The organism is Streptomyces sp. NPDC046197 (assembly GCF_040646295.1).
Classification (GTDB): Bacteria; Actinomycetota; Actinomycetes; order Streptomycetales; family Streptomycetaceae; genus Streptomyces.
Genome location: NZ_JBEYZY010000025.1, coordinates 74,306 through 98,192, shown reverse-complemented (window position 1 = coordinate 98,192; position 23,887 = coordinate 74,306). Strand labels below are relative to the sequence as shown.

Below are 23,887 nucleotides of genomic sequence, written 5' to 3'. Positions count from 1 at the left end.
TGTGCAACGACCATTGCGTGTGTCGCTTACTGGTGTCTAGCATCTCGCCGACATCGGGTCAACGGAGCCGTGACCCGGCGACCGACAGGAGTCATCATCCTCGACGCTGCTTACGGACCGATCGGGGCCCCCGCCGTCGTGGACGTCGTCGCGCTCGGCGAGTCCATGGTCACCTTCCTGCCCTCCCGGCCGGGCCGCCTCGCCGACGTGCCGTCCTTCGAGCGGACCATCGGCGGCGCGGAGTCCAACGTGGCCTGCGTCCTCGCGGCCGCCGGGCACTCCGCGCGGTGGGTGGGCCGGGTCGGCGCGGACGGCTTCGGCGACCATCTGGTCGAGGCCATCGGGGCGTACGGCGTCGACGTGTCGTCGGTGCGGCGGGACCCCGGGCGTCCCACCGGCGTCTACTTCCGCACCGCCGGCGACCGGGCCACCGACGCGCACGAGGTGGCGTACTACCGGGCCGGCTCCGCGGCCTCCGCGATGGCGCCGGACACCGTCGACCTGGCCGCCGTCCGGGCCGGCCGCATCCTGCACCTGTCCGGGATCACGGCCGCGCTGTCCCGCCCGTGCCTGGATCTGATGCGCGAACTGACCGCGCCCCGCCCCGGCCGCCCGCTCGTCTCCTTCGACGTCAACCACCGTCCGGGCCTGTGGCGGGAGGCCGACGGCCCCCAGGTGCTGCTGGAGCTGGCGCGCGCCGCCGACATCGTCTTCGTGGGCGACGACGAGGCACGCCAGGCCTGGGGCCTCAACGGCGCCCGCGCCATCCGGGAGGCGCTGCCCGAGCCGGCGCTCGTCGTCGTCAAGCAGGGCAGGGGCGGGGCGACGGCCTTCGACCAGGACACCAGGGGCCTGTGCGACGCCGACGGCACCGTCACCTTCGTACGCGCCCCGCACGTCGACGTCGTGGCCGCGGTCGGCGCCGGGGACGCCTTCGCCGCCGGCTTCCTGTCCGCCACCCTGCGCGGTCTTCCCGTCCGTGACCGCATCCGGCACGGTCACCTCATGGCCTCCGCCGCCCTCACCGTGCCCGGTGACCTCGCGGACCCGCCCGCCCGCCACCACGCCGACCGTCTGGCCGCCCTGGACGACGAGGCGTGGGGGAGACTTCGACTCGGCCCCGGATGGACGCGCACCGCGGAAGGGGCCGAGGAGGAGGTACGTACGCCATGAGCCAGACCGTCGACCGCGCGCTGAGCATCCTGCCGCTGCTCGCCGAGGGCCCCGCAGACCTCGGGCAGGTCGCCGACCGCCTCGGCGTCCACAAGTCCACCGCCCTACGGCTCCTGCGCACCCTCCACGAACACGGCCTGGTCTACCGCCAGTCCGACCAGCGCTACCGTCTCGGCGCCCGCCTCTTCGCCCTCGCCCAGGAGGCGATGGAGAACCTGGACATCCGCGAGATCGCCCACCCCCACCTCGTACGCCTCAACGAGACCTGCGGCCACACCGTCCACCTCGCGGTGTACGAGGAGAACGAGGTCCTGTACATCGACAAGGTGGAGAGCCGCTACCCCGTGCGCATGTACTCCCGGATCGGCAAACCGGTGGCCATCACCGTGGCGGCCGTGGCGAAGCTGCTGCTCGCCGACCTGCCCGAGGCCGAGCGGCGCGCGGTCGCCGAAAAGCTCGACTATCCGCTGTACACGGCCCGCTCGACCCCCAACGCGTCCGCCTTCCTGCGCGAGTTGGAGAAGGTGCGCGAACAGGGCTGGGCCACCGACCTCGGCGGCCACGAGGAGTCGATCAACTGCGTGGCCGCACCCGTCCGCGGCGCCGACGGCCGGGTGGTCGCCGCGATGTCGGTCTCCGCGCCCAACGTCGTCGTCACCGCCGACGAACTCCTCACCCTGCTCCCGCTGGTGCGCCGTACCGCGGACGCCATCAGCGGCGAGTACTCCGGCAGGACCCCAGTAAAGGACCCCGAATGACGGACAAGATCGCACTCACGCCCAAGACGCACACCACCCCGCCCGCGAAGTTCTCCCACGGCGTGCGCAAGGGCAACATCCTCCAGGTCGCCGGTCAGGTCGGGTTCCTGCCTGCCGAGGAGGGCAGGCCCCCGACGCCCGCCGGTCCCACCCTGCGCGAGCAGACCCTCCAGACCCTGGCCAACGTCAAGGCGATCCTGGAGGAGGGCGGCGCGACCTGGGACGACGTGATGATGATCCGTGTCTATCTGACGGAGGTCGACCACTTCCCCGAGATGAACGACCTCTACAACACCTACTTCGAGGAGCAGGGCCTCACCCAGCCGCCCGCCGCGCGCACGACGGTCTACGTCGGTCTGCCCCCGGGCCTCCTCATCGAGATCGACGCGCTCGCCGTACTGGGCTGAGCAACCGACGGTCCCTCACCTCCCGCACCACGTAATCCCGCACGGCACGGCACCCCGCACCCCTTCGGGCGCCGCGCCGCGATCCGCCCTGCCCACATGCCACATGTACTTACGCAGAGGACCCCCGAATGTCCCATCCGCTCGCCGCAGCCACGGACACGCCACCGCACACCGGAGGCCTGCTCCTCCTCGTCCACGGCACCACCGGACTGCTCCTCGTCGCCGCCCTGGGCATCGCGCTCCTGCTCCTCCTGATCATCAAGGCGCGGCTGCAGCCGTTCGTCGCGCTGCTCGCCGTCTCCATAGCCGTCGGCCTGCTCGCCGGCCTGTCGGTCACCGAGCTGTTCGGCACGGTCCAGCGCTCGGACGCCGTCTCCACCATCGAGTCCGGCCTGGGCGGCATCCTCGGCCATGTCGCGATCATCATCGGGCTCGGCACGATGCTCGGTGCGATCCTCGAAGTCAGCGGTGGCGCCGAGGTGCTGGCCTCCCGCCTGCTCGGGCTCTTCGGCGAACGGCGCGCCCCCCTCGCCATGGGCCTGACCGGACTGATCTTCGGCATCCCCGTCTTCTTCGACGTCGGCATCTTCGTGCTCGCGCCGCTGGTGTACGCCGCCGCCAAGCGGTCCGGCAAATCGATCCTGCTCTACTGTCTGCCGCTGCTCGCGGGCCTGTCCATGAGCCACGCGTTCCTGCCGCCGCACCCCGGTCCGGTCGCCGCCGCGGGGCTGCTGCACGTACAGCTCGGCTGGGTCGTCCTGATGGGGATCGTCTGCGGCGTTCCGGCCGTCCTGGCCGCCTGGGCGTTCTCCGCGTGGGTCGGCAGGCGCGTCTTCGTCGACGTCCCGCAGGACATGGTGGAGGCGGCCGAGGAGGCCAGGCTCGCCGTGCTCACCGAGCGGCGCGCCGCCGGGACGCCGGGCTGGGGCGGCGGGGCGGGGCCCGCCGCCGCCCGCGGCACGGACGGAGCCGGACCGCCGGCGGCCGGCCCCGAGCCGCAGGAGCGGCCGGTGCCGCTGGGCACGGTCCTCGGCATCATCGGCACGCCGCTCGTCCTGATCCTCGCCGCCACGTTCTCCTCGGTCGCGCTCGACCCCTCCACGGGCCGCTCCGTGATCGAGTTCTTCGGCCACCCGTTCGTGGCCCTCACCATCGCGCTGCTCCTGGCGTACTACCTGCTCGGCATCCGCCGCGGCTGGTCGCGCAAGTCCCTGGAGAGGGTGTCGACCTCCTCGCTGAAGCCGGTCGGCAACATCCTGCTGGTGGTCGGCGCGGGCGGTGTCTTCGGCGCGGTACTCAAGGCGAGCGGGGTCGCGCAGGCACTGTCGGACACCTTCAACGGCGTCGGCCTCCCGGTCGTCGTGCTGGCGTACCTGATCTCCCTGGTGCTGCGGGTGGCGCAGGGCTCGGCGACGGTCGCGATCGTCACCACGGCGGGCATCGTCGCGCCCCTCCTGACGCAGGGTCATCACACCGAGGCCTTCGTCGCCCTCGTCATCATGGCGATCTCGGCCGGGTCCATCTTCGCCTCGCACGTCAACGACGGTGGATTCTGGATGGTGGCGAAGTACTTCGGCATCAGCGAGCGGGACACGTTGCGGACCTGGACGGTGCTGGAGAGCGTGCTGTCGGTGGTCGGGTTCGCGGTGGCGGCGCTGCTGAGCGTGTTCGTGTAGGTGTCTGATAACGAAGTAGGGGCCGGCTGGGCCCGGCACAGGATCTTCGACCATACTGCTGCGCTGTGGAGCAGCGCATAGGTTCGAGCAGCCAGCCCCTGAAGGGGGAGCCCGTGAAGGGCGCCGGATTCGACCCGGCCTTCATCCCCGGGCTCACCGCACCCGCGGCCCCGGAGCCGGCGGACGACATGCCGCAGGACGGGAAGCCGGCCGAAGGGAGGCCGTCTGACGGCAAGCCGTCCGGCGAGAAGCCGTCCGACGGGGTGCCGGAGGAGGCCGAGGCGGAGGCCGTGGCGGACGCCCCGGACGAGGACGAGGACGCGGGTCCCGATGCCGCGGAGGAGTCCGCGGGTCCCGATGCCGCGGAGGAGTCCGCGGGTCCCGATGCCGCGGAGGAGTCCGCCGACGGGGAGGAGGCCCCCGAAGGCCCCGTGTTCGAGGCCTCCGACCGCCGGGCGAGTGTCGTCGCCGACCACAAGGGCGTGCACCTGAGACTGGACGACCAGGCGTGCGAGTTCCGCTGGGACGAGATCGGTGCCGTGGAGACGGAGATCCCGCGCTTCGGCAAGCGGTTCACGATCACCGTGCACACCCCTGACCGCCGCTGGTACCCGATCGAGATCGAGGCGACGGCCAGGGCCCGCTTCAAGGAGTGGGAGTCGCAGCTGGACGCGGTACTGGACGCCTACTTCGATGACGGCGAGGACGGCCACGACGGCCACGACAGTCAGGACGAGCCGGCCGAGGCCGACGCCTCCTGACCGTTTGCGTGAGGTCTCCCGCTCGATGACTTCGTCGGGCGGGTAGAACCCGCCTTCCGCACTGGACGTCGGCGGCTCGGCGGTTCAGCGCTCAGCCGTGCGAGCGCCACTTCGGGCTGGTGGCGATGGACTCCAGCTGCCTCATGGTGAGCGCCGGTGCCGTGCGGCTCGCCGGGGTGTTCTGTGCTCCGGAGTTGAAGGCGCTGATCACCACACGGAAGCCGTCGGGGCGGATGGTGTCCACGGTCCACATCACCACTCCCGCGCCGCCCTTCTCACCGGGCCGCTGGTGCGTGGCCACCTTGGTGCCGTCCGGCAGGGTTCTGGCGTCCGAGCCGAACAACTGGCCCTCGACGTCCGACATGTCGGGCTGGACGTTGACCTGCGCAAGACTCGCGCCCCTGCCGTCGTCGACGACGACGTAACCGAACTCGGCGTCCTTGCCGCTCCGGGCGAGGATCCTCAGCCCCTTGGGCAGCAGCGAGGCGAGGGTCGTGGACACCGGGCGGTTGGGCGCCTTCCGTGTCGGGGCCGGCTGCCGTTCCTTGGGGGGCGCCGGGAGGGCGTCCATGACGGCCCGCCACTCGTGCGAGCCGACGAGCGCCGTCAACTGCTCGGCAGACAGGGGAGGCTCGGCCCTGGTGACGGGTGAGTCCTTCTCGGCGGCGGAATTCCACTCCTGCACACCGATGTGCTCACCCGCCGGCGTGACGAGGTCGGCGGTCCACAGCTTGGTCCCGCTGCGGCGGTTCGGATACTCGTACCCCTTGAGGATCACGAGGGAGGAGCCGTCGGCCAGCTTGGTGCTGGTGCAGGCGTCGTAGGCGATGAACACCTTGTCGGGGCACTGGGTGGTCTGGAGCGCGTGCTGACCGCCGGGCTGGAAACGGTCCAGCGTGACGGCGACGGCGGCCTTGCCCTTGCCGTCGTCGTACACCACCAGGGCGTAGGGGGGCAGGTCGGTCTCGGTGCCGCGTCCCTCCTCGCCGCTGAACCGACCGGGGGGAAGCGCCTTCTCGAGGATCCGCAGGACGTCGTCCCTGGTCGCACCGGTCCGGGGGGTGGTCGACGTGCCCGGTGTCGTCGGCCCGGCGGCCGCGGTCCGCTGCCGCGCGCCGTCCGCGTGGCCACCGGGCAGGACGAGCGCTCCGCCGAGCCCGACCAGCGCGACCGAGGTCACGCCACCGGCGAGGGCGGCCCGGCGCCGCAGCCGCAGCCGCCGGCCGCGCCGCTCACCGGCGGCGACCAGGTCCTGCTGGTCGGTCTCGAAAGTGCCGCCGGCGTCCCGCAAGGCGGTGGCGAACCGGTCCTCGAAAGGGTCGTGCTCCTCAACAGACATGGCAAACCCGCCGTTTCTACGCTGGTCGTGGTGGTCGGTCGCGGCAGCCGGGGAACCGCTCAGGGTCTGGCGTACTCGCCGAGGGAGTCGCCGAGCAGCGCACGCAGCCGGGCGAGTGCCCGGACGCAGCGGGTCCGGACGGCCGCCGAACTGGCGTTCATGACCGCGGCGGTCTCCTCGATGCTCCGGTCCTCCCAGTAGCGCAGGACGACCACCGCGCGGTCCTTGACGGACAGTTGCCGCAGCGCGTCGACGAGCGTCAGCCGCAACGGCGCGTCACCGGCCGTGTCGGGTCCGGCGAAGTCCGGCAGCATGTCGGTGGCACGTTCCTTGCGGCTGCTGTGCCGCCGCTGGTGGGCGAGGAAGGTACGGGTGAGGACGGTCTGGGCGTACCCGGCCGGGTTGTCGACGCCGGAGATCCGGCCCCAGCGGACATACACCCGGCCCAGGGTCTCCTGGACGAGATCCTCGGCGAGGTGGGTGTCCCCACCGGTGAGCAGACAGGCGGAACGGAACAGATGCCCAGCGCGTGCCGCCGCGAACTCCCGGTACCCGTCGCCGAGCCCCTGTCTCATGCCTTCCCCGCTCCCCTGGTGTCCTCCGTACCGCCCTCACCTCATTGATGCGGTGGACCGGCCGGAATGTTTCAAGGATCTTGCCGGAAGGCCGTGCGGCTCTCGGCGGTGACGCAATCGCATCCCTGGAGAGCAGTTGCGCGTTGCAGTCCGCAATGTGCCGATGTGATGATTCCCGGCGTGATTGATCACGGGGGCGACGACCCGGCGGGGCACATGCGCCGGTCCCGGCTAGCCGACTACGCGGAGATGACCGTACCGGGCGCAGAAGCCGGTCGGCCCACGGGCGGTGAGGGCACGCACTCCCCCGAACCGGCGGACGACGACGCCCCCCGCAGACGCCGCGAGTTCGCCGCACTGCTCGGCGAGTTCCGGCGCACGGCCGTACTCGTACCGCTGGACCGGGACGACGCCCCGCTGGCCGGTGACCACGGCGGCGTCCGGTGGATCTACGCCTTCTCCGACGAGGCCGCCCTCGCCCGATTCGCGCTGGCGAGGGGTGAAGGCTCGCGCGAAAGGGCCTACCGGAGGGTCCTCGGCGCGAGGCTGCTCGACGCCGCCGTACCCGCGGCCGGCGTGCCGTGCGGGGTGGCCCTGGACGTGGGCAGCGACGGGGACGGCATGCTGTTTCCGCCGGTGCCGGGGATCGTGCCGGACACGGCGGCCGTGCACAGGGAAGAGGACGCGGAAGAGGACGGGGACAAGGGGGCGCAGCCGCGGTGAGTGGTGGCGGGGGCGAGGACATCAAGGCCGAGGGCCTGGACCTGATCACGCAGGGCATCACGCTGACGTTGAAGGAGCTCGAGGAGATCGGCATCGACGCCGTCGCCGGGACCGGGCGCGGTTTCGAGAACATCGCGCTGTCCGGGTTCGAGTTGGGGCACGACGGGCTGACGTCGGCCGTCAAGTCCTTCTGCGAGCGCTGGGAGTGGGGCGTGCGCGCCCTGGTCGCCGAGGGCAACGGCTTCGCGCGGGGCGTGGGTCTTGCGGCCGGGACTTACTACGAAACCGACCGGTACGTCGACGGCATGTTCAAGGTGGGCGCCAACGCGGTGATGGGCAACCCGCACGCGTCCGAGGACGACATCCAGAAGATGGGCTGGAGCGACCTGGCACAGAACAACGCAGTCGCGCACGCCGACTACAGCAAGGACTCCTTCGAACAGGCCTGGGACAACAGCAAGCAGGGCTGGAAGGACGCCGGCCGCGACATGCTGACCTCGCAGGCCTTCGACGGTGACGTTCCCAGCCCGTTGAACATCAAGCAGGCCACCGGTGCAACCGACGAGCAGTACGAGGCGCTCATCGAGGCGGGCCTGGGGCCGTCACCCGATGAACGGGCCCGCGCGGCGGGGCAGCAGGGCGGGGACACCGGCTGATGGGCATCGGGGATCTGGTCAATTCCGGACTGGGCGAGATCGAGGACGGCTTCGAGGCGGGCAAGAAACTCCTCGGCGAGGGAGTCGACAAGGGCTCCGACCTCCTCGGCAAGACTCTGGACAAGGCCGGAGCCCATGACTGGGCCGAGGCGGTCGAGTATGTCGGAGACAATCTCGCCTCGGACCTCGGCGCCACGCCGGGCGAGAAGCAACTGGGTGAGAGCGACCTCGTGATCGATCTGATCCACGGCAGCGTGTCCGCCATCCGGGCCGGCGCCAAGCACCTCACGGACTTCCACACCGCCTTCGACAAGGTCGGCCAGGGCATGCGGAAGCTGGACTCGTCGGAGTGGAAGGGCGAGGCGGCCGACGCCTTCCGTGAGAAGTTCGCCATGCACCCCACCAAGTGGCTGCACGCGGCGGACGCCTGTGACAAGGCGGCCAAGGCGCTGGACGCGTATGCCGACACGGTGACGTGGGCGCAGGAGCAGGCCAGGGAGGCCCTACGCCTCTACAAGAAGGGCAAGGAGGCCTCCGACCAGGCGGTGTCGGCATACAACAAGCGTGTCGACGCCTACAACGCGGCGATCAAGGAGAACAAGGATCCGGGTCCGCACCCCGACCCCTTCAAGGACCCCGGCACCGCCGACATCAAGCGCGCCCACGAGATCCTCGACGAGGCCCGCCGCCAGCGCAACGACGCGGGCCGCACGGCGGCGGACTCGGTGCACGCGGCCCTCGCGTACGCCCCCGCCGAACCCCCGCCCCTCGACCGGCTGAAGGCGGACGCGGTCGACGGACTCGGCGTGGCCACCACCGAGCTCACCCACGTGGCGGGCGGAGTGGTCAAGGGCAGCGCCGGCCTGGTCGACTTCGTCCGTGGCCTGGATCCCCTGGACCCGTACAACCTCACGCACCCGGCCGCGTACTTCCAGAACGTCAGCATGACCCTCTCGGGCCTGGTCTCCACGGCCGCCCACCCCGACCGCGCACTCAACTCTGCGTGGGAGGGCTTCAAGAAGGACCCCGCCGAGGGCATCGGCCGCATGCTGCCCGAGGCGCTCGGCACCAAGGGGCTGGGGCTGGCGGGGGGTGGGCTGCGGGGTGCGGTGAGGGAGGGGGCGGAGGCGGCCGGGACGACCGGTCTGCGCCAGGGAGCCCGGGAGGCGGCCGAAGAGGGGGCCGAGAGTGCTGCCCGACGGCCGGGCGAGAAGATCTGCGAGCGTGACCCGGTCGATGTCGCGACCGGCCGGATGGTGCTGCCGCAGACCGATGTCTCGCTTCCCGCTCGGTTGCCCCTCGTCGTCAAGCGCAGCTTCGAGTCGTCGTACCGCCTGGGCGGCTGGTTCGGCCCCAGGTGGTCCTCGACGCTCGACCAGCGGTTGGAGATCGATGCCGAGGGTGTCGTGTTCGTGGGCGAGAACGGTCTGCTGCTCAGCTACCCGCATCCGGCTCCGGGACTGCCGACCTTGCCTGTTCACGGTCCGCGCTGGTCACTCGACCGAGAGGCCGACGGTTACACGGTCACCGATCCGGAGTTGGGTCTGGTGTTGCGCTTCGTCCGTCGCGACGACTCGCTGGCCGTCCTCGAACAGATCGACGACCGCAACGGCAACTGGATCACTTTCGAGTACGGCGTCGACGGCGCGCCCCGGTCGATCGCACACAGCGGCGGCTACCGCCTCAAGATCACGACGGAGGAGGGCCGTGTCACCGCCCTGGCGTTGGCAGGAGCGGCTGCCGACGGAACCGACCGCGAATTGCTCCGGTACGGCTACACCGACGGTCACCTGACGCAGGTGGTCAACTCCACCGGCCAACCGATGCGCTTCGGCTACGACGAGCGTGGACGCATCACCTCCTGGACCGATTCGAACGACAGCAGCTTCACGTACGCGTACGACGACGAAGACCGTTGCACCCGCCAGTCCGGCGCGGCGGGTCATCAGCGGTCCACGTTCGCCTATGGCCCCGTCGACCCGGCCACCGGGCACAGCACCACAACGATCACCGACTCGCTCGGCCACAGCACTCGTTACATCGTGAACGATCGCTGCCAGGTCGTCGCCGAGGCCAACCAGTTGGGGGCGGTGACCCGGTATCAACAAGACCGCTACAACCGCCCGCTGTCCGTGACGGATCCGCTCGGCCACACCACGTCGTTGCGCTACGACGAGTGGGGCAACCTGATCGCCGTCGTCCGTCCCGACGGGCGGGAGGCCCGGGCCGAGTACAACCACCTCGGTCTGCCGGTGAAAGTGGTTCGTCCGGACGGCACAGTCTGGCGTCAGACGTACGACGACCGCGGCAACAGAACGTCGGTCACCGACCCGGCCGGACGGACCACCCATTTCACCTATGACGAAGCGGGCCACCTCACCGCCCAGACGGACCCGCAGGGCCACACGACGACGATCCGCTGCAACCGGGCCGGTCTGCCCGTAGCGATCACGGATCCCGTCGGCGCGACGACAAGGTACGAGCGGGACGCTTTCGGGCGCCCGGTTGCGATCGCGGACCCACTGTGTGCGGTGACCCGCCTGGAATGGACAGTCGAAGGTCACCTTGCCCGCCGCACGGCCCCTGACGGCACGACCGAGTCCTGGTCCTACGACGGTGAGGGCAACTGCACCAGCCACACCGATTCGATGGACGGAGTCTCCCGCTTCGAGTACACGCACTTCGACCTGCTCAGGGCCCGAACAGGGCCGGACGGGGTGCGTTACGAGTTCGAGCACGACACCGAGCTGCGGCTGACGAAGGTCATCAACCCGCAGGGTTTGACGTGGAGTTATGAGTACGACGCAGCCGGGTGCCTGCTGGCCGAAACGGACTTCGACGACCGGACCCTGACGTACACGCACGACCCGGCGGGCCGCCTGACCTCCCGGAGGAACGCGCTCGGCCAGGTGGTGACGTTCGAGCGCAACGAACTGGGCCAACTCACACGCAGGGACGCCGCCGGTCGGGTCACGACGTTCGCGTACGACCTGACCGACCAGTTGGCGCAGGCGACGGGCCCGGACGGCACGACGCTGACGGTGCTACGGGACCGGTACGGCCGGGTGCGTTCGGAGAGCGTGGACGGACGCGAGCTGACGTACGGGTACGACGAGTTGGGGCGTCGCACGAGCCGTACGACGCCCACGGGTGCCACGACGACCTGGTCCTACGACCCGGCGGGGCGCCGCACCGGCATGACGGTGTCGGGCCGTACGATCGACTTCACCTACGACCCGGCAGGACGGGAAGTGGCCCGCCGGATCGGCGGCGGGGCGGTCACCCTGGAGCAGGCCTTCGACGCACTCGGGCGTCTGACGGCACAGTCGGTGCTGGGCCCCGACAATCGCCCGGTCCAGCACCGCACGTACACCTACCGTGCCGACGGCAACCTGATCGGCATCGACGACCGGCTCTCCGGTTCACGCCGCTTCGACCTGGACGCGGCAGGCCGGGTGACGGCGGTGCACGCGTCGAACTGGGCCGAACGGTACGCGTATGACGAGGCGGGCAATCAGACAGCGGCGTCCTGGCCGGCGGATCATCCGGGACAGGAGGCGGTGGGCGAGCGCACGTACGTGGGCACGCGCATCACTCGTGCGGGCAACGTCCGCTACGAACATGACGCCCTGGGCCGCGTCACCCTCCGCCAGAAGCCCCGCCTGTCCCGCAAGCCGGACACCTGGCGCTACGAGTGGGACGCCGAGGACCGCCTGACGTCGGTGACGACACCGGACGGTACGCGATGGAGCTACACCTACGACCCGCTGGGCCGCCGCACGGCAAAGATCCGCCTGGCAGCGGACGGCGAAACAGTCGTCGAGCGTGTGGACTTCACTTGGGACGGCACGACGCTGTGCGAACAGACCACGACGTCGCCGGACCTTCCGCATCCCGTGATGCTGACCTGGGACCACGAAGGCCTGCGCCCCATAGCTCAAACCGAACGCATCACGGCGGCAACCGAGGCCCCGCAGGAGGAGATCGACTCCCGCTTCTTCGCCATTGTCACCGACTTGGTCGGCACCCCGAGCGAACTCATCGACGAGCAAGGCGAGGTCGCCTGGCGTTGCCGCAGCACCCTCTGGGGGACCACGGCATGGGCAGCAAACAGCACCACATACACACCACTACGGTTCCCCGGCCAGTACTACGATCCCGAAACGGGACTGTATTACAACTACTTTCGCCACTATAACTCGGAGACGGCGCGATATTTTTCGGCCGACCCTCTCGGCTTGGGACCAGCGCCCAACCCGGTCTCGTATGTTCACAATCCACATGCCTGGATGGATCCGCTCGGACTCGGTCCTTGCCCTCCCCGCGTCAAAGATGGTGGCTGGGATCTGAGGGGGCGCAATCCGCTCGGCGTTATCCCCCATGACGCTGAAATGCGTCAACTGAAGCCGGATCCCAATGGTGGCGCACAGAAGGGTGTTGAATACAAGTGGAAGGATCCGGAGACCGGGAACACCGTTCGCCTCCGTGTCCATGACAGGGATGGGACGGCGCCTGCGGGTTCATATGCGGCCAACGGGGACGTCTATCGAATATCCATTGGTGGTCGGTACCAAGATGAAGCAGGGAATCTGTACCACCGAAACGTTCATAACCCGAACAGTCCCCACTATAATCCGGATGCCGCCAACGCCACCCATATTCCATGGCCGAGCCAGTATCCGCTTCCGTATTAGACAGAAGTAGGTGGTTCCGTGAAAGCAAAGGAATTTCTCGACTTGGTTCGGGACGTGTCGGGTGCTGAGCCGCACAAGAGGGAACGCGGCGCTGACGAAGTCCCTGACCGGTTGAGTGCATACTCGCCTGTCGAGGCTGCCGCGCTGGCGACGCTGTTGGCAGCGGCCGCAGCATGCGAGAAGAGTCCAAGCGCTTTGGAGGCTCAACTTCACGCCATACTCGAAATGACGTCAACCGGTCATGTCGAAGGCAGCCATCTCACCCATCTGAGGGAGATCCACCTAGAAGAATTGCCGGAAGAGCTTCGGGGGTACGTCACCGACTTGCTGGAGGGCTGACACACGGCCTCACGCTCGTGAAGGGTAGTTATGGTGCATCGCTCTGGCAGGCTGCGCCGGAACTCGCTCGTCAGCTTGATGAGACCGTGAGCACGGTAGCAGGCCTGGCGCCCGACGCGAGGGTCGAGCGCCAGCATGCCTCGGGCGGCGATTACGGCAGCCCGTGCACGTGCGCCCCCACCGTGTCCGACCAAGCATTGCCCGACGAAGCGTCCCAGTTCGTCGACCAGGTCATCGCGCCCCGCAGGTCCGGGTAGGTCTTGGACGGCTTGAACGAACCGCATGCCGTGTTCCTCGTCAGGCAGTCGAGGGCGTTGTTCACCACCGACGGCGAGACGTAGCCGCTGCCGGCCGCGCTGGTTGAGGCCGGCAGGCCCAGGCCCACCTGGGACGGGGACAGGCCGCCCTCCAGTTGGATGCAGGCCAGGGCGGTGAGGAAGTCGACCGAGCCCTGCGAGTACACCTTGCCGTCGCAGCCCAGCATGGAACCGCTGTTGTAGTACTGGGTGTTGACGACCGTGAGGATGTCCTTCACGTCGAGGGCCGTCTGGAAGTAGGCGTTGGACGTCGACTGCATGTCGATCGTCTGGGGGGCCATGGTGATGATCAGAGACGAGCCCGCCTTCTGCGACAGCGAGCGCAGCGCCTGGCTCATGTACGTCGCGTTCAGCCCGTTCTCCAGGTCGATGTCGACGCCGTCGAAGCCGTACGTCTGCATCAGGGAGTAGACCGAGCTCGCGAAGTTCGTCGCGGAGGTCGTGTCGCTCACCGAGACCGTGCCGTTCTGGCCGCCCACCGAGATCACGACCTTCTTCCCGGCCGCCTGCTTCGCCCGGATGTCCGCCTTGAACCGGTCGACCGTGTAGCCGCCCAGCCCGGCCGAGTCCAGCGTGAAGGAGACCCCGCCCGGCGTGCTGGTCGCGTCCGCGAAGGCCACCGCGATGATGTCGTACGACGAGGGGACGTCCGAGAGCTTCTGGACCTTCGCGCCGTTGTTGAAGTTCTGCCAGTAGCCCGTCACCGCGTGCTTCGGCAGACCGGTGCCACCGCCCCCGCCGCCCCCGGACGCCGTCGTCGTGCCGGTCACCGCCGCCGACTTCGCCGACTCGCCCGCCGCGTTCGTCGCCGTGACCTCGAAGGAGTACGAGGTCGACGCCGACAGGCCGGTGACCGTCGCCGACGTGCCCGTCACCGTCGTGACCTTCGTGCCGTTCCGGTACACGTTGTAGCCCGTCGCGCCCGAGACCGCGTTCCAGGACAGCGAGACCGACGACGACGCCGTACCCGTGACCGTCAGGCCGCCGGGAGCCGGGGGCACCGTCGGGACCGGGTCGCCTCCGCCGCCTCCGTCCGGTCCGAGGACCGACACGTCGTCGGCGTAGTACGCGGCCTGGCCGTACCAGCCGTGCAGGTACACCGTCACCGACGTGGTCGAGGCGCCGGTGGTGAAGGTGGTCGACAGCTGCTTCCAGCTCGACGTGTCCGGGGTCCATGCGGACACGTCCGTGGTGCCCGTGCCGCTCGCGCCGAGGTAGGTGTAGCCGCCCTGCACCCACGCGCTCAGGGTGTACGTCGAGTTCGGCCTGACCGCCACCGTCTGGGTGCACTGGGCGTTGTCCTGCCCGGCGGGAGTCGCCCTCAGCGCGGCCGAGCCACCGTGCACCGGTGAGGAGACAGTCGTACCGCTGCCGGCCGAGCACGTCCAGTTGCTCAGGCCCGACTCGAAGCCGGCGTTCCTGGCGTTGTTGACGTCCGCCGCCGACGCCTGGCCGGTGGCGGCGAAGGACAGGGCGAGGGCTGCGGTGACGGCACCCGACCAGACGCGCAGAAGTCCTCTGCGTCTGGGCATGCCTGGTAGGCGGTCCACTGGGGCCTCCGGTGGGGAGTGGGGTGGGGAGTGGGGTGGGGGAGGGGGAGCAAGGCGGTGGCCACCGTCCGGCCACCGCCTGGCAATACAAGTTGGTCCAGACCAATTGACCTGTCAAGAGGTCCAGACCAACTTCCCGCTCGCCCTCAACCTCCCTGTCCCACAAGCCCCTTCCGCTGCCTCAGGAGATCCGACTCGATCGGCATGGGCAGGTAGCTGCGGCTGTTTCCCTGCGGAGCGCCCAGGAACTGCGCGTCCGTCAGCGTCTGCGGCCTCTTCTCGGTGCTGAGGGACATACCGAGGCTGAGTCCGAGGTTCAGTTCGAAGCCGTACTCGGCGGCGCTCACCCGGCCGGTGTGACCATCCTGCTCGAGCGGCCCTTGTCGAACATCAGCCGTCCGAAGGGGTCGTCGTCGCCGGGCCGACTGGTCGGCGTGTCGTGTTCGAACATGTACTGGAAGGGCGAGGCGGCCTGTTCGTGGTTGCCTTTCAGCCACCACTCGGCGACGGCCCGCTCGTCGTCCCCGTCGGGACCGGGGGCGAAGCCGAGGGAGCCGGTGACGATCTGAACGCCGGTGTCCCCCCTGCCGCCCCCTTCGACCGTGCGGGTCATGTCGACGCGGACCAGTCTGCCGGTGGTCTTGTCGTAGGTGACGGTGACGGTGACGGTGACGGTGACGGTGCCGGTCCGGGTGGTGGCGGCCGGGGTGTCCGCGCCGGGCGGGCCCGCCTCGTGGCCGGCCGTGGTGCCGTACTCGACGGACGAGGAGTACGTGTACGACCTGGTGTTCTTGTGGGCGTTGTCGGTCCGGGTGACCTCGGGGGAGTACGTGAAGGTGCCGCCGAGCACGGCGCTCAGCCGCTCCTCGTCGCCCGCCGGGATCCTCGGCCCGGCGGCCGCGGAGGTCTCCAGGCCCACCTTGCCGTACGTGATCTTCCGGTTGTCGCCGGGATGGTGCCTCACCCGTTTCTCCGTCTCCTCCTCGTCGCAACCCCATGGGCAGTAGCAACCCCATGGGCAACAGTGCCTTTTCGGTCGGCGAGCGCAAGTGCGGGCGACGGCGGCAGGCGTGGGCCCAGGGGCCCGAAGTCCGGGCCCAAGGTCAGCTCCGAGCGGCGGACCCACGCCTTCGGGTGGGAGCGAGATGCTCAACCTGCCCCGGTTTGACGTGCCTTGTGCAATGACTGTTGCCATCCAGCTGCAGATTCGCTGTTCTCCGGTCACAGAGGCGTGGATACAGTGCTGAGGTAGTCACGCAGTGAAGTCAATCCGGCGTGCCGAAGGGAACGACGGCGGGCCGACAGGCGTGAAACGGGGAGCCGCGTGCCAACTGCCATTGCTGTGACCAGCGCCGACATGGCGCTGCCCGCGCAGGACGACCGGACCCTGCCCGCCGTCGTCCTGCAGGACCTGGACCGGCAGCCGCTGGAGCAGGCGCTGGCCGGGATACAGACGCTGCTCGACCAGCACGGGCACCTCATCGTGGTGTGCTCGCAGGCCGCCCCCAGTGGTGTGGAGCGACGGCTGCACACCGTCCGGTCCCTGCTGGAGAGCGACCGCATCGCCCTGTTCCGCCCGGAGCTGCCGCCGCTGGGACTGGCGGCCCTGGTCCGCCAGTTACGCCAGCTCGCCTCCTGCGACCTCAGCCCCGGGGTACTCGCCTCCGCGGGCCGGCTGCTCACCCACTACATCCACGCCGGCGCGGTCCTCAACTCCGTCACCCGCCTCGACCGTGTCCCCGTCGGCCTCAAGGCGCATGCCAGATCATGGGTGCCGGGCAGTCAGTTCGGTGTGATCGCCCACCCGGAGCCGCAGTTGGCCAGAATCGGCCCCGGAGTCACCTTGCCCGGACCGGAGTTCGGCGCCTGGATGCTGGTCGCCCAGGGGCAGCTCCAGACCGACTGGGTCACCACCACCCTCGCCCCGGCGTGGAACGTGCTCGGGCTGCGCGAGGCCACGCTGCCGGCCGAGTCCGCGAACTGGTGGGGGACGTCGAAGCTGGTCGAGTTCTGCAGCTATCTGCCCGACCTGTCGGTCCTCTACCAACTCGTCACCTCGGTGCGCCAGGGCACCTGCCACTGGTGCGGCATCGACGTCATCGGAGACCGCTGCGTCTTCTGTTCCGCAACCCCGCCCGTCCACGAGACCCACACACCCACAGGGTGAGTTCACACCATTCGACTCCGCTCGACCGATATCCCCAACGAGGTTGTACGGTTCATGAACTCCCGTCAGCGCCGCGGCGTGATACTCCTGCTTCTGTCCGTCCTCTGCGCCCTCGGCGCGTTCGCGGGCGTGCTCTCCGTCATCAGCGACGTCAAGTCCAAGGTCGGTCCCGAGGTCACGGCGTACCGGGTGCGGACCAATGTGAAGCCCTACACGACGCTGAACACGAGCCAGTTCGAGAAGATCGAGATGCCCAAGCGGTGGCTGTCGGCCAACGCCGTCACGGACCTCTCCCAGATCCAGGGCAAGATCGCGGTCACCACGCTGCGCAGGGGCTCCCTGCTGCAGAGCGACATGATCGTGAACCAGCCCGCCCTGCAGCCCGGGCAGCAGGAGGTCGCCATCATGATCGATGCGGCGACCGGCGTGGCCGGCAAGATCACGCCGGGCTCCACGGTCAACGTGTATGCCACCTTCGACGGGCAGCGTGAGGGTGACCCCGCTCAGTCCAAGATCATTGTAACCAACGCCAGGGTCCTCGACGTCGGCGAGATCACCGCGCTGGAACCCGACGCCAAGAACAGGAACCAGCAGCCCACCGACGCCGTCCCGATCACCTTCGCGCTCTCCACCATCGACGCCCAGCGCATCACCTACGCCGAGTCCTTCGCCCAGCGGGTCCGGCTCGCCCTGGTCGCGCCCGGCAGCGACACCAACGTCCCCGCCAAGGACCGGACCTACCGGCTCGCGAACGACAAGTGAGAGGCCCGCATGCCCACCAGGATCCTCCCGGCAGTCGGCGACGCGGACGCGGTCCGGTCCATCACCACACTGCTCAGCCAGCTCCCCGACGCGGAGCCGGTGGCCCCTGTCGCCGACTCGACCCAGCTGATCGACACCCTGGCGCGCCTGGCCGCGGAGTCCGTCGACGAGCTGCCCGAGGTCGTGGTGGTGCACGAGCGGATCGGCCCGGTGCCGGCCCTCGAACTGATCCGCGAAGTGGCCCTGCGCTTCCCGGCCGTGGGGGTCATCCTCGTCACCTCGGACGCCGGCCCCGCCCTGTTCTCGGCCGCCATGGACTCCGGTGCGCGAGGACTGGTGGCCCTGCCCCTGAGCTACGAGGAACTGGTCAGCCGCGTCCAGGCGGTCGCCCAGTGGTCGGTGGGCGTGCGGCGCCATCTCGGTCACGGCGGGGACATGTTCACCGGCGTCGGCGGCCGGGTCGTGACGGTGAGCGGGGCCAAAGGAGGCGTCGGCGCCACCCTGACCGCCATCCAGCTGGCGCTCGCCGCCCAGGCCTCCGGCCACAGCACGGCCCTGGCCGACATGGACCTCCAGGCCGGCGACATCGCCTCCTACCTCGACGTCCAGTTCCGCCGCTCGGTCGTCGACCTTGCCGCCATCACCGACATCTCACCGCGCGTCCTGGCCGACGCCGTCTTCCGCCACGACACCGGGATCGCGCTGCTGCTCGCCCCCGGCGAGGGCGAACGCGGCGAGGAGGTCACCGACCGCGCCGCCCGCCAGATCGTCAGCGCCCTGCGCTCCCGCTACGAGGTCGTCGTCCTGGACTGCGGCGCCCAGCTGAGCGGCGCGAGCGCGGCCGCCGTGGAGATGGCCGACACGGCGCTGCTGGTCGCCACCCCCGACGTGGTCGCGGTGCGGGCGGCCAAACGGGCGGTACGGATGTGGGACCGGCTGCAGGTCCGCAAGGCCGAGGAGACGACCATCGTCGTCAACCGCCACACCCGCGGTACGGAGATCCAGCCGCCGCTCATCCAGAAGATCACCGGCGCGGCGGTGGCGGGCACGGCGATCCCCGCCAACTTCAGGGAACTCCAGGGCGCCGTGGACGCGGGCCGCGTGCACGAGCTGGACAGCAGGAGCACGGTCAAACAGGCCCTGTGGGGGCTCGCGGGCGAGCTGGGGATCGTCAAGGCGCCCGCGGGCGCCCACAGGAGCGGCCGGCTGCGGGGCGACCGGGGGTCGGTGAGCTTTCGCAGGCGACGGGAGGGTGGGGGATAGGCATGCGTACGGCTGTCATGAGGATGCGGCGGGACGACGGCCAGGTCGCCGTCGAGTTCCTCGGGATGACCCCGACGATCGTCATCACCCTGGTGCTGCTGTGGCAGTGCGTGCTGCTGGGGTACACGTACACGCTTGCGGGGAATGCTGCGGACGAGGCCGTGCGGGCGGGGACGGCGGCGACCCGGGGGGAGCGGCAGGCGGTGTGTCAGCAGGCGGGCATGGACAAGCTGTCGGACGCCTGGCGGAGCGGCGCCAGAGTGACATGCCCACCGTCCACCGGCTATGTGACGGCCGACGTCACCCTCAAAGTCCCGGTCCTCTTCCCTGGCGTTGTCGACTTTCCGATCGATGTCCACGGCCATGCGGGTGCCGTGGAGGAGGCGACCAACTGACATGCGGTACGCCCGTGGACGTCGCGAGAGCGGACAAGTCGCCATCGAATACCTGGGGTTCATTCCCATCCTGATGCTCGTGGCCATGGCCGCCATCCAGATCGGTCTGGTGGCCTACACGGCCCAGCAGGCGGGCACGGCGGCGCGGGCCGGTGCGCGCGCGGCCTCGCTCCAGCAGGACGCCCGGCAGGCCTGCACGCAGGCCGTCAGCAACTGGCTCGCGCGGGGAACCACGTGCGCGACTGCGCCCGGCGGCGACACGGTCACCGTCACCGCCACCGTCCACATCCCGTCGATCATCCCCGCCTGGGACGGATTCGGGGAGGCCGTCAAGACCGCCACCATGCCGCTCGACCACTGAACGAGGAACAGACCGAGGAACGGACCGAGGAGCCCTGGACCCATGAGTCTCCGCGCACGCATCAACTCCCCCGAGGAGCACGGCAGCCGGGGCGAGGACGGCCACCTGGTCGCCTCGTACCGGGCGAAGCTGCTGGAGGAGATCGACCTCGCGGAGATGAGTTCGCTGGCCGCCGCCGAGCGCCGGGCGCGGCTGGAGCGGGTGCTCGGCCACATCATCAGCCGCGAGGGCCCGGTCCTGTCGACCGTGGAGCGCTCGCAGCTCATCCGCCGGGTGGTCGACGAGGCCCTCGGCCTCGGCATCCTGGAGCCGCTCCTGGAAGACGCGTCCATCACGGAGATCATGGTGAACGGGCCCGACGCGATCTTCGTGGAACGCGGTGGCCGGGTCGAACAGCTGCCGCTGCGGTTCGCCTCCAACGACCAGCTGATGCAGACGATCGAGCGGATCGTCTCGACCGTCAACCGGCGGGTGGACGAGTCGAACCCGATGGTCGACGCCCGGCTGCCGTCCGGCGAACGCGTCAACGTCATCATCCCGCCACTGTCCCTCACCGGCCCGACCCTCACCATCCGCCGCTTCCCGCGCTCGTTCACCCTCCAGGAGCTGATCGGCTTCGGCTCGCTGGACGAGCACATGCTGTTCCTGCTGGCCGGGCTGGTGCAGGCGAGGTTCAACATCATCGTCTCCGGCGCCACCGGCACCGGCAAGACGACGCTGCTCAACGCCCTGTCCGGGCTGATCCCGGAGGGCGAACGCATCATCACGATCGAGGACTCGGCCGAACTCCAGCTCCAGCAGGCCCACGTCATCAGGCTGGAGTCCCGGCCGCCCAACGTCGAGGGCCGGGGCCAGGTCACCATCCGGGACCTGGTCCGCAACTCGCTGCGCATGCGCCCGGACCGCATCGTCGTCGGTGAGGTCCGCGGCGGTGAGTCGCTCGACATGCTCCAGGCGATGTCGACCGGCCATGACGGCTCGCTCGCCACCGTGCACGCCAACAGCGCCGAGGACGCGCTGATGCGCCTGCAGACCCTGGCCTCCATGTCCGACGTCGAAGTCCCCTTCGTGGCCCTGCACGACCAGATCAACAGCGCCGTCGACGTCGTCGTCCAGCTCACCCGTTTCGCCGACGGCGCCCGCCGCGTCACCGAGATCGCGGTGCTCGAAAGCCACGGCGGCGAGGCGTACCGGCTGGCCACCGTGGCCCGTTTCGCCGCGCAGCCCATGGCGTCCGACGGCCGCATCTACGGTGCCTTCGAGTACTACCCGCTGCCCCGCCGCACCGCCGACCGCCTCTACATGGCGAACCAGCCCATCCCCCAGGCCTTCGGCGTCGCCCAGTCCGCAGACCAGCTCGCCACCCGAGAAGCCAGGTAGGACCGCCCCCATGGAACTGCAAACCCTCGTCACGCTCACCACCGGCGTCACCCTGCTCACCTGCGTCCTGGCCGTCATGGGCCTGCACGCCTACGCCATGGGCAGGGCACAGCGGGCGGCGCTCGTCGACCGGCTCTCGCAGACCGGCCAGACCGCGGTGGGCCGCAGGCGCCGCTTCCGCAACCTCGACCGCCGGCTGCGGCGTACGACGCCGGGCAGGAAGCTGGAACTGCGGCTGGCCGCCACCGGCCTGGACGTGACACCGGGTGAGTTCTTCGTCTACATACTCGCCACCGTGGCCGCCTTGTGGCTGATCGGCCAGGCCTCCCTGGCGCCCTTCTTCGGGCCCATCGCGGGGCTGCTGGGCATCTGGGCGGCGGTGCAGTTCCTCAACTGGCAGCGGCAGAAGCGCATCGAGAAGTTCATCAACCAACTCCCCGAGCTGGCCCGTATCCTCGCCAACGCGACCCAGGCGGGTCTCGCCCTGCGTACCGCGATCGGCATGGCGGCGGAGGAACTGGAGGCCCCGGCCGGCGAGGAACTGGCCAAGGTGGCCCACCAGCTCGCGCTGGGCGCCTCGATGGACGACGCGCTGGGCGAGCTGGCCGACCGCCTCCCGTCCCGCGAACTGGTCGTCCTGGTCACCACCCTGGTCCTGTCGAACCGGGCGGGCGGCCAGGTGGTCAGCGCCCTGCGCAACCTCACCGAGACCCTGGAGGAACGCAAGGAGACCCGCCGCGAGGTCCGCACCCAGCTGTCCCAGGTCAACATGACGTCGTACGCGGTGCCGGTGCTGGGCGTGGGCGCGCTGTTCCTCATGAACGGCGTCAAGGCGGGCGCCCTGGACCGTATGACGGGCTCCCCGGTCGGCCAGGCAGCCGTGATCATCGCGTTGGCGCTGTACGCGGTCGGATTCATCCTGATCCGCCGCCTGTCCCGCATCGACGTCTGAGTCACTGTGCACAGAACGCCCATGGAACGCTCACGGAAGGAGGCGCGGCCGCGATGGCACTCCTGCTCGCCCTCGTGATGGGCCTCAGCGTCTGGGGCATCTTCGCCGGCATCCGCATGTACCGGGCCGACGCCAAGCTGCCCGGCGACCTCGCGCTGGCCCTGGAGGTGGGCGCGACCCGCACCGGAGCGGTGGACTCGCTGATCGACCGCCTCGGCATGCGCTACGCCCCCGCCGTGCTGCGCCTGATGGGTCCCAAGCTGGTCGCCAAGTACCGACGCAAGATCGACCTGGCGGGCAACCCGGGCGGTCTGACGATCGACCGCTACGCCGCCCGGCGCGCCGTCTACGGCTTCCTCGGCGGCCTGGGCGGCCTGGTGTTCCTGATGCGGGGCAACATCTTCGTGGCCCTGCTCCTCTTCGCCTTCGGCGCGCTGTGGACCGAGGTCGGCATCTGGTCGGCGATCCGCATCCGCAAGGACGAGATCGAACGGACGCTGCCCGACTTCCTGGACGTCCTGGCGGTCGTGGTGAGCGCGGGCCTGGGCTTCCGCCAGGCCCTGGACCGGGTGGCGTCGAAGTACGAGGGTCCCTGGGCGGACGAACTGCGCATCACCCTGCGCCAGATGGACCTGGGGATGAGCCGCCGGCAGGCCTTCGCCGAACTGCGCCGCCGCAACGACTCCGAGCAGGTGGCCATGTTCGTGACCGCCCTGCAGCAGGGCGAGGAACTGGGCGCGCCCATCGTCGACACGCTGGTGGCCCTGGCCAAGGACATGCGCCGCACGGACGCGCAGAACGCCCGCCGCAAGGCCGCCCGCGCCGTCCCCAAGGCCACCGTGATGATCACCACCTTCATGGTCCCGGCCACGATGATTCTCCTCGGCGCGGGCCTCATCCTCGGCTCCGGCGTGGACTTCGGCTCCATCACGGGCAAGTAGGGGGCTACGACGGACATGGCGACGACGAAGGAACGCACTGGGCTGCTGCGCCGCCGCCCGAAGGCCCCGGAGATCACCACTCCGCCGGCGGGCACGGTGCTGCCCGCCCACGTCCGTACGGGCGCGCCCAACATCCCCGTGACGTCGGTGACCCCGGCCCTGCCCCCGGGCTGGGAACCGGCGGACGCGCCCCTGCCCGGGGTATCGCAGCAGGCGGATCCGCGGGGCGGGGGAGGTGGGGCGACGGGGGTGCAGACGGGGGCGCAGGCCGGGGCGCAGACGGGACGTTCGCCGGGGAGCGGGGGTGTGTCGCGGGGCGAGGGCTTGGCTCGGGGTGGGGCCGTGGCGCGGGGTGGGGGCGTGCCTCGGGGCGATGCTGTGGCGCGGGGTGGCGCCGTGCCTCGGGGCGAAGGCGTGCCGGGGGGCGAGGGCGTGCCGCGGGCTCGGTGCGGGTCCTGGGCGTGGGCTGGGCGGTCGGGCGGGGTTCGGCAGTCGTTCGGGGGGCAGGCCCCTGGGGGGCAGGCCGCCGTTGGGCGTGCTGCCGAGGGGCAGACACCTGTAGTGCGTGCCGGCGAGGGCCAGGCCCCCGTGGGGCGTGCCGGCGAGGGGCAGACACCTGTAGTGCGTGTCGGCGAGGGGCAGGCTCCCGTGCGGTGTGCTGCCGAGGGCCAGGCCCCCGTGGGGCGTGCTGCCGGAGG

The 23,887-nt window shown here is 70.1% G+C and carries 22 protein-coding genes; 17 read left to right on the top strand and 5 right to left on the bottom strand.

Features of this window, described 5'->3' with window-relative positions; translation table 11 throughout:
* Positions 1-96 precede the first annotated feature (96 nt).
* From AB0A61_RS29370 to AB0A61_RS29350, 5 genes are all read left to right on the top strand, one after another.
* On the top strand, positions 97-1,173 hold the full coding sequence (locus AB0A61_RS29370; RefSeq protein ID WP_361298724.1) for a sugar kinase: 1,077 nt from the start codon (positions 97-99) through the stop codon (positions 1,171-1,173).
* Entirely contained in the window at positions 1,170-1,931 is a 762-nt protein-coding gene (locus tag AB0A61_RS29365; RefSeq protein WP_361298655.1) for an IclR family transcriptional regulator, read from the top strand. Before AB0A61_RS29370 ends, AB0A61_RS29365 begins: the two co-directional genes overlap by 4 nt.
* The gene (locus AB0A61_RS29360) at positions 1,928-2,338 is read left to right on the top strand and encodes a RidA family protein (protein WP_361298652.1); all 411 of its coding nucleotides are present in this window, start codon (positions 1,928-1,930) and stop codon (positions 2,336-2,338) included. Before AB0A61_RS29365 ends, AB0A61_RS29360 begins: the two co-directional genes overlap by 4 nt.
* A gap of 128 nt (positions 2,339-2,466) precedes the next feature.
* Positions 2,467-4,014 (top strand): SLC13 family permease, encoded by a 1,548-nt coding sequence (locus AB0A61_RS29355; protein ID WP_361298649.1) that lies wholly within the window; start codon positions 2,467-2,469, stop codon positions 4,012-4,014.
* Positions 4,015-4,079: 65 nt separating this feature from the next.
* The gene (locus AB0A61_RS29350; RefSeq protein ID WP_361298646.1) at positions 4,080-4,775 is read left to right on the top strand and encodes a hypothetical protein; all 696 of its coding nucleotides are present in this window, start codon (positions 4,080-4,082) and stop codon (positions 4,773-4,775) included.
* Positions 4,776-4,866: 91 nt separating this feature from the next.
* Here AB0A61_RS29350 and AB0A61_RS29345 read toward each other — a convergent pair whose 3' ends face one another.
* Together AB0A61_RS29345 and AB0A61_RS29340 are read right to left on the bottom strand one after the other, a co-directional pair.
* Positions 4,867-6,114 carry a hypothetical protein gene (locus AB0A61_RS29345; protein ID WP_361298643.1) on the bottom strand — a complete coding sequence of 416 codons (1,248 nt, stop codon included), beginning with the start codon at positions 6,112-6,114 and terminating at the stop codon, positions 4,867-4,869.
* A gap of 59 nt (positions 6,115-6,173) precedes the next feature.
* On the bottom strand, positions 6,174-6,689 hold the full coding sequence (locus tag AB0A61_RS29340; RefSeq protein ID WP_361298640.1) for a SigE family RNA polymerase sigma factor: 516 nt from the start codon (positions 6,687-6,689) through the stop codon (positions 6,174-6,176).
* Positions 6,690-6,857: 168 nt separating this feature from the next.
* On the opposite strand from AB0A61_RS29340, the gene AB0A61_RS29335 reads away from it, so the two are divergent.
* From AB0A61_RS29335 to AB0A61_RS29320, 4 genes are read left to right on the top strand one after another with little or no spacing between them, the layout of a single operon-like run.
* Positions 6,858-7,412, top strand: coding sequence for a hypothetical protein (locus AB0A61_RS29335; RefSeq protein WP_361298637.1), 555 nt, complete (start codon positions 6,858-6,860; stop codon positions 7,410-7,412).
* Positions 7,409-8,068 (top strand): hypothetical protein, encoded by a 660-nt coding sequence (locus AB0A61_RS29330; RefSeq protein WP_361298634.1) that lies wholly within the window; start codon positions 7,409-7,411, stop codon positions 8,066-8,068. The genes AB0A61_RS29335 and AB0A61_RS29330 overlap by 4 nt, the downstream gene beginning before the upstream one ends.
* Positions 8,068-12,762, top strand: a complete 4,695-nt coding sequence (locus AB0A61_RS29325) for a putative T7SS-secreted protein (protein ID WP_361298631.1) — start codon at positions 8,068-8,070, stop codon at positions 12,760-12,762. The genes AB0A61_RS29330 and AB0A61_RS29325 overlap by 1 nt, the downstream gene beginning before the upstream one ends.
* A gap of 18 nt (positions 12,763-12,780) precedes the next feature.
* Positions 12,781-13,101: a hypothetical protein gene (locus AB0A61_RS29320; protein ID WP_361298628.1), complete on the top strand. Its 321-nt coding sequence runs from the start codon at positions 12,781-12,783 to the stop codon at positions 13,099-13,101.
* Between the two features lie 151 nt (positions 13,102-13,252).
* Here the strand turns inward: AB0A61_RS29320 and AB0A61_RS29315 are convergent, their stop codons facing one another.
* The 3 genes from AB0A61_RS29315 to AB0A61_RS29305 form a co-directional block, all read right to left on the bottom strand.
* A complete protein-coding gene (locus AB0A61_RS29315) occupies positions 13,253-14,950 on the bottom strand; it encodes a glycoside hydrolase family 18 protein (RefSeq protein WP_361298625.1) in 1,698 nt (565 codons plus the stop codon).
* 164 nt (positions 14,951-15,114) lie between these two features.
* Positions 15,115-15,315 carry a hypothetical protein gene (locus AB0A61_RS29310; protein WP_361298622.1) on the bottom strand — a complete coding sequence of 67 codons (201 nt, stop codon included), beginning with the start codon at positions 15,313-15,315 and terminating at the stop codon, positions 15,115-15,117.
* The gene (locus AB0A61_RS29305) at positions 15,312-15,932 is read right to left on the bottom strand and encodes a hypothetical protein (protein WP_361298619.1); all 621 of its coding nucleotides are present in this window, start codon (positions 15,930-15,932) and stop codon (positions 15,312-15,314) included. The genes AB0A61_RS29310 and AB0A61_RS29305 overlap by 4 nt, the downstream gene beginning before the upstream one ends.
* Before the next feature lie 393 nt (positions 15,933-16,325).
* Between AB0A61_RS29305 and AB0A61_RS29300 the strand changes: the two genes are divergently transcribed.
* The 8 genes from AB0A61_RS29300 to AB0A61_RS29265 are packed head-to-tail and all read left to right on the top strand — an operon-like array spanning position 16,326 to position 23,189.
* Complete coding sequence (locus AB0A61_RS29300; protein WP_361298721.1) at positions 16,326-17,135, top strand: hypothetical protein; 810 nt, start codon at positions 16,326-16,328, stop codon at positions 17,133-17,135.
* A 54-nt stretch (positions 17,136-17,189) separates the two neighbouring features.
* Positions 17,190-17,897: a Flp pilus assembly protein CpaB gene (gene cpaB / locus AB0A61_RS29295; RefSeq protein ID WP_361298616.1), complete on the top strand. Its 708-nt coding sequence runs from the start codon at positions 17,190-17,192 to the stop codon at positions 17,895-17,897.
* 9 nt (positions 17,898-17,906) lie between these two features.
* A complete protein-coding gene (locus AB0A61_RS29290; protein ID WP_361298613.1) occupies positions 17,907-19,160 on the top strand; it encodes an AAA family ATPase in 1,254 nt (417 codons plus the stop codon).
* 2 nt (positions 19,161-19,162) lie between these two features.
* Positions 19,163-19,555: a TadE family protein gene (locus AB0A61_RS29285; protein WP_361298610.1), complete on the top strand. Its 393-nt coding sequence runs from the start codon at positions 19,163-19,165 to the stop codon at positions 19,553-19,555.
* Between the two features lies 1 nt (position 19,556).
* Entirely contained in the window at positions 19,557-19,916 is a 360-nt protein-coding gene (locus AB0A61_RS29280; RefSeq protein WP_361298607.1) for a TadE/TadG family type IV pilus assembly protein, read from the top strand.
* A gap of 42 nt (positions 19,917-19,958) precedes the next feature.
* Complete coding sequence (locus AB0A61_RS29275) at positions 19,959-21,296, top strand: CpaF family protein (protein ID WP_361298604.1); 1,338 nt, start codon at positions 19,959-19,961, stop codon at positions 21,294-21,296.
* A gap of 10 nt (positions 21,297-21,306) precedes the next feature.
* Positions 21,307-22,248, top strand: coding sequence for a type II secretion system F family protein (locus tag AB0A61_RS29270; protein WP_361298601.1), 942 nt, complete (start codon positions 21,307-21,309; stop codon positions 22,246-22,248).
* Positions 22,249-22,301: 53 nt separating this feature from the next.
* Entirely contained in the window at positions 22,302-23,189 is an 888-nt protein-coding gene (locus tag AB0A61_RS29265; RefSeq protein ID WP_361298598.1) for a DUF5936 domain-containing protein, read from the top strand.
* Positions 23,190-23,887 lie beyond the last annotated feature (698 nt).

Excerpts from the sequence above, each read along its gene's own strand:
- AB0A61_RS29365 (WP_361298655.1), top strand. The coding sequence starts at position 1,170 with ATGAGCCAGACCGTCGACCGCGCGCTGAGCATCCTGCCGCTGCTCGCC.
- AB0A61_RS29360 (WP_361298652.1), top strand. The coding sequence starts at position 1,928 with ATGACGGACAAGATCGCACTCACGCCCAAGACGCACACCACCCCGCCC.
- AB0A61_RS29355 (WP_361298649.1), top strand. The coding sequence starts at position 2,467 with ATGTCCCATCCGCTCGCCGCAGCCACGGACACGCCACCGCACACCGGA.
- AB0A61_RS29345 (WP_361298643.1), bottom strand. The coding sequence starts at position 6,114 with ATGTCTGTTGAGGAGCACGACCCTTTCGAGGACCGGTTCGCCACCGCC.
- AB0A61_RS29340 (WP_361298640.1), bottom strand. The coding sequence starts at position 6,689 with ATGAGACAGGGGCTCGGCGACGGGTACCGGGAGTTCGCGGCGGCACGC.
- AB0A61_RS29335 (WP_361298637.1), top strand. The coding sequence starts at position 6,858 with ATGATTCCCGGCGTGATTGATCACGGGGGCGACGACCCGGCGGGGCAC.
- AB0A61_RS29325 (WP_361298631.1), top strand. The coding sequence starts at position 8,068 with ATGGGCATCGGGGATCTGGTCAATTCCGGACTGGGCGAGATCGAGGAC.
- AB0A61_RS29315 (WP_361298625.1), bottom strand. The coding sequence starts at position 14,950 with ATGCCCAGACGCAGAGGACTTCTGCGCGTCTGGTCGGGTGCCGTCACC.
- AB0A61_RS29300 (WP_361298721.1), top strand. The coding sequence starts at position 16,326 with ATGGCGCTGCCCGCGCAGGACGACCGGACCCTGCCCGCCGTCGTCCTG.
- cpaB (WP_361298616.1), top strand. The coding sequence starts at position 17,190 with ATGAACTCCCGTCAGCGCCGCGGCGTGATACTCCTGCTTCTGTCCGTC.
- AB0A61_RS29290 (WP_361298613.1), top strand. The coding sequence starts at position 17,907 with ATGCCCACCAGGATCCTCCCGGCAGTCGGCGACGCGGACGCGGTCCGG.
- AB0A61_RS29285 (WP_361298610.1), top strand. The coding sequence starts at position 19,163 with ATGCGTACGGCTGTCATGAGGATGCGGCGGGACGACGGCCAGGTCGCC.
- AB0A61_RS29280 (WP_361298607.1), top strand. The coding sequence starts at position 19,557 with ATGCGGTACGCCCGTGGACGTCGCGAGAGCGGACAAGTCGCCATCGAA.
- AB0A61_RS29275 (WP_361298604.1), top strand. The coding sequence starts at position 19,959 with ATGAGTCTCCGCGCACGCATCAACTCCCCCGAGGAGCACGGCAGCCGG.
- AB0A61_RS29270 (WP_361298601.1), top strand. The coding sequence starts at position 21,307 with ATGGAACTGCAAACCCTCGTCACGCTCACCACCGGCGTCACCCTGCTC.
- AB0A61_RS29265 (WP_361298598.1), top strand. The coding sequence starts at position 22,302 with ATGGCACTCCTGCTCGCCCTCGTGATGGGCCTCAGCGTCTGGGGCATC.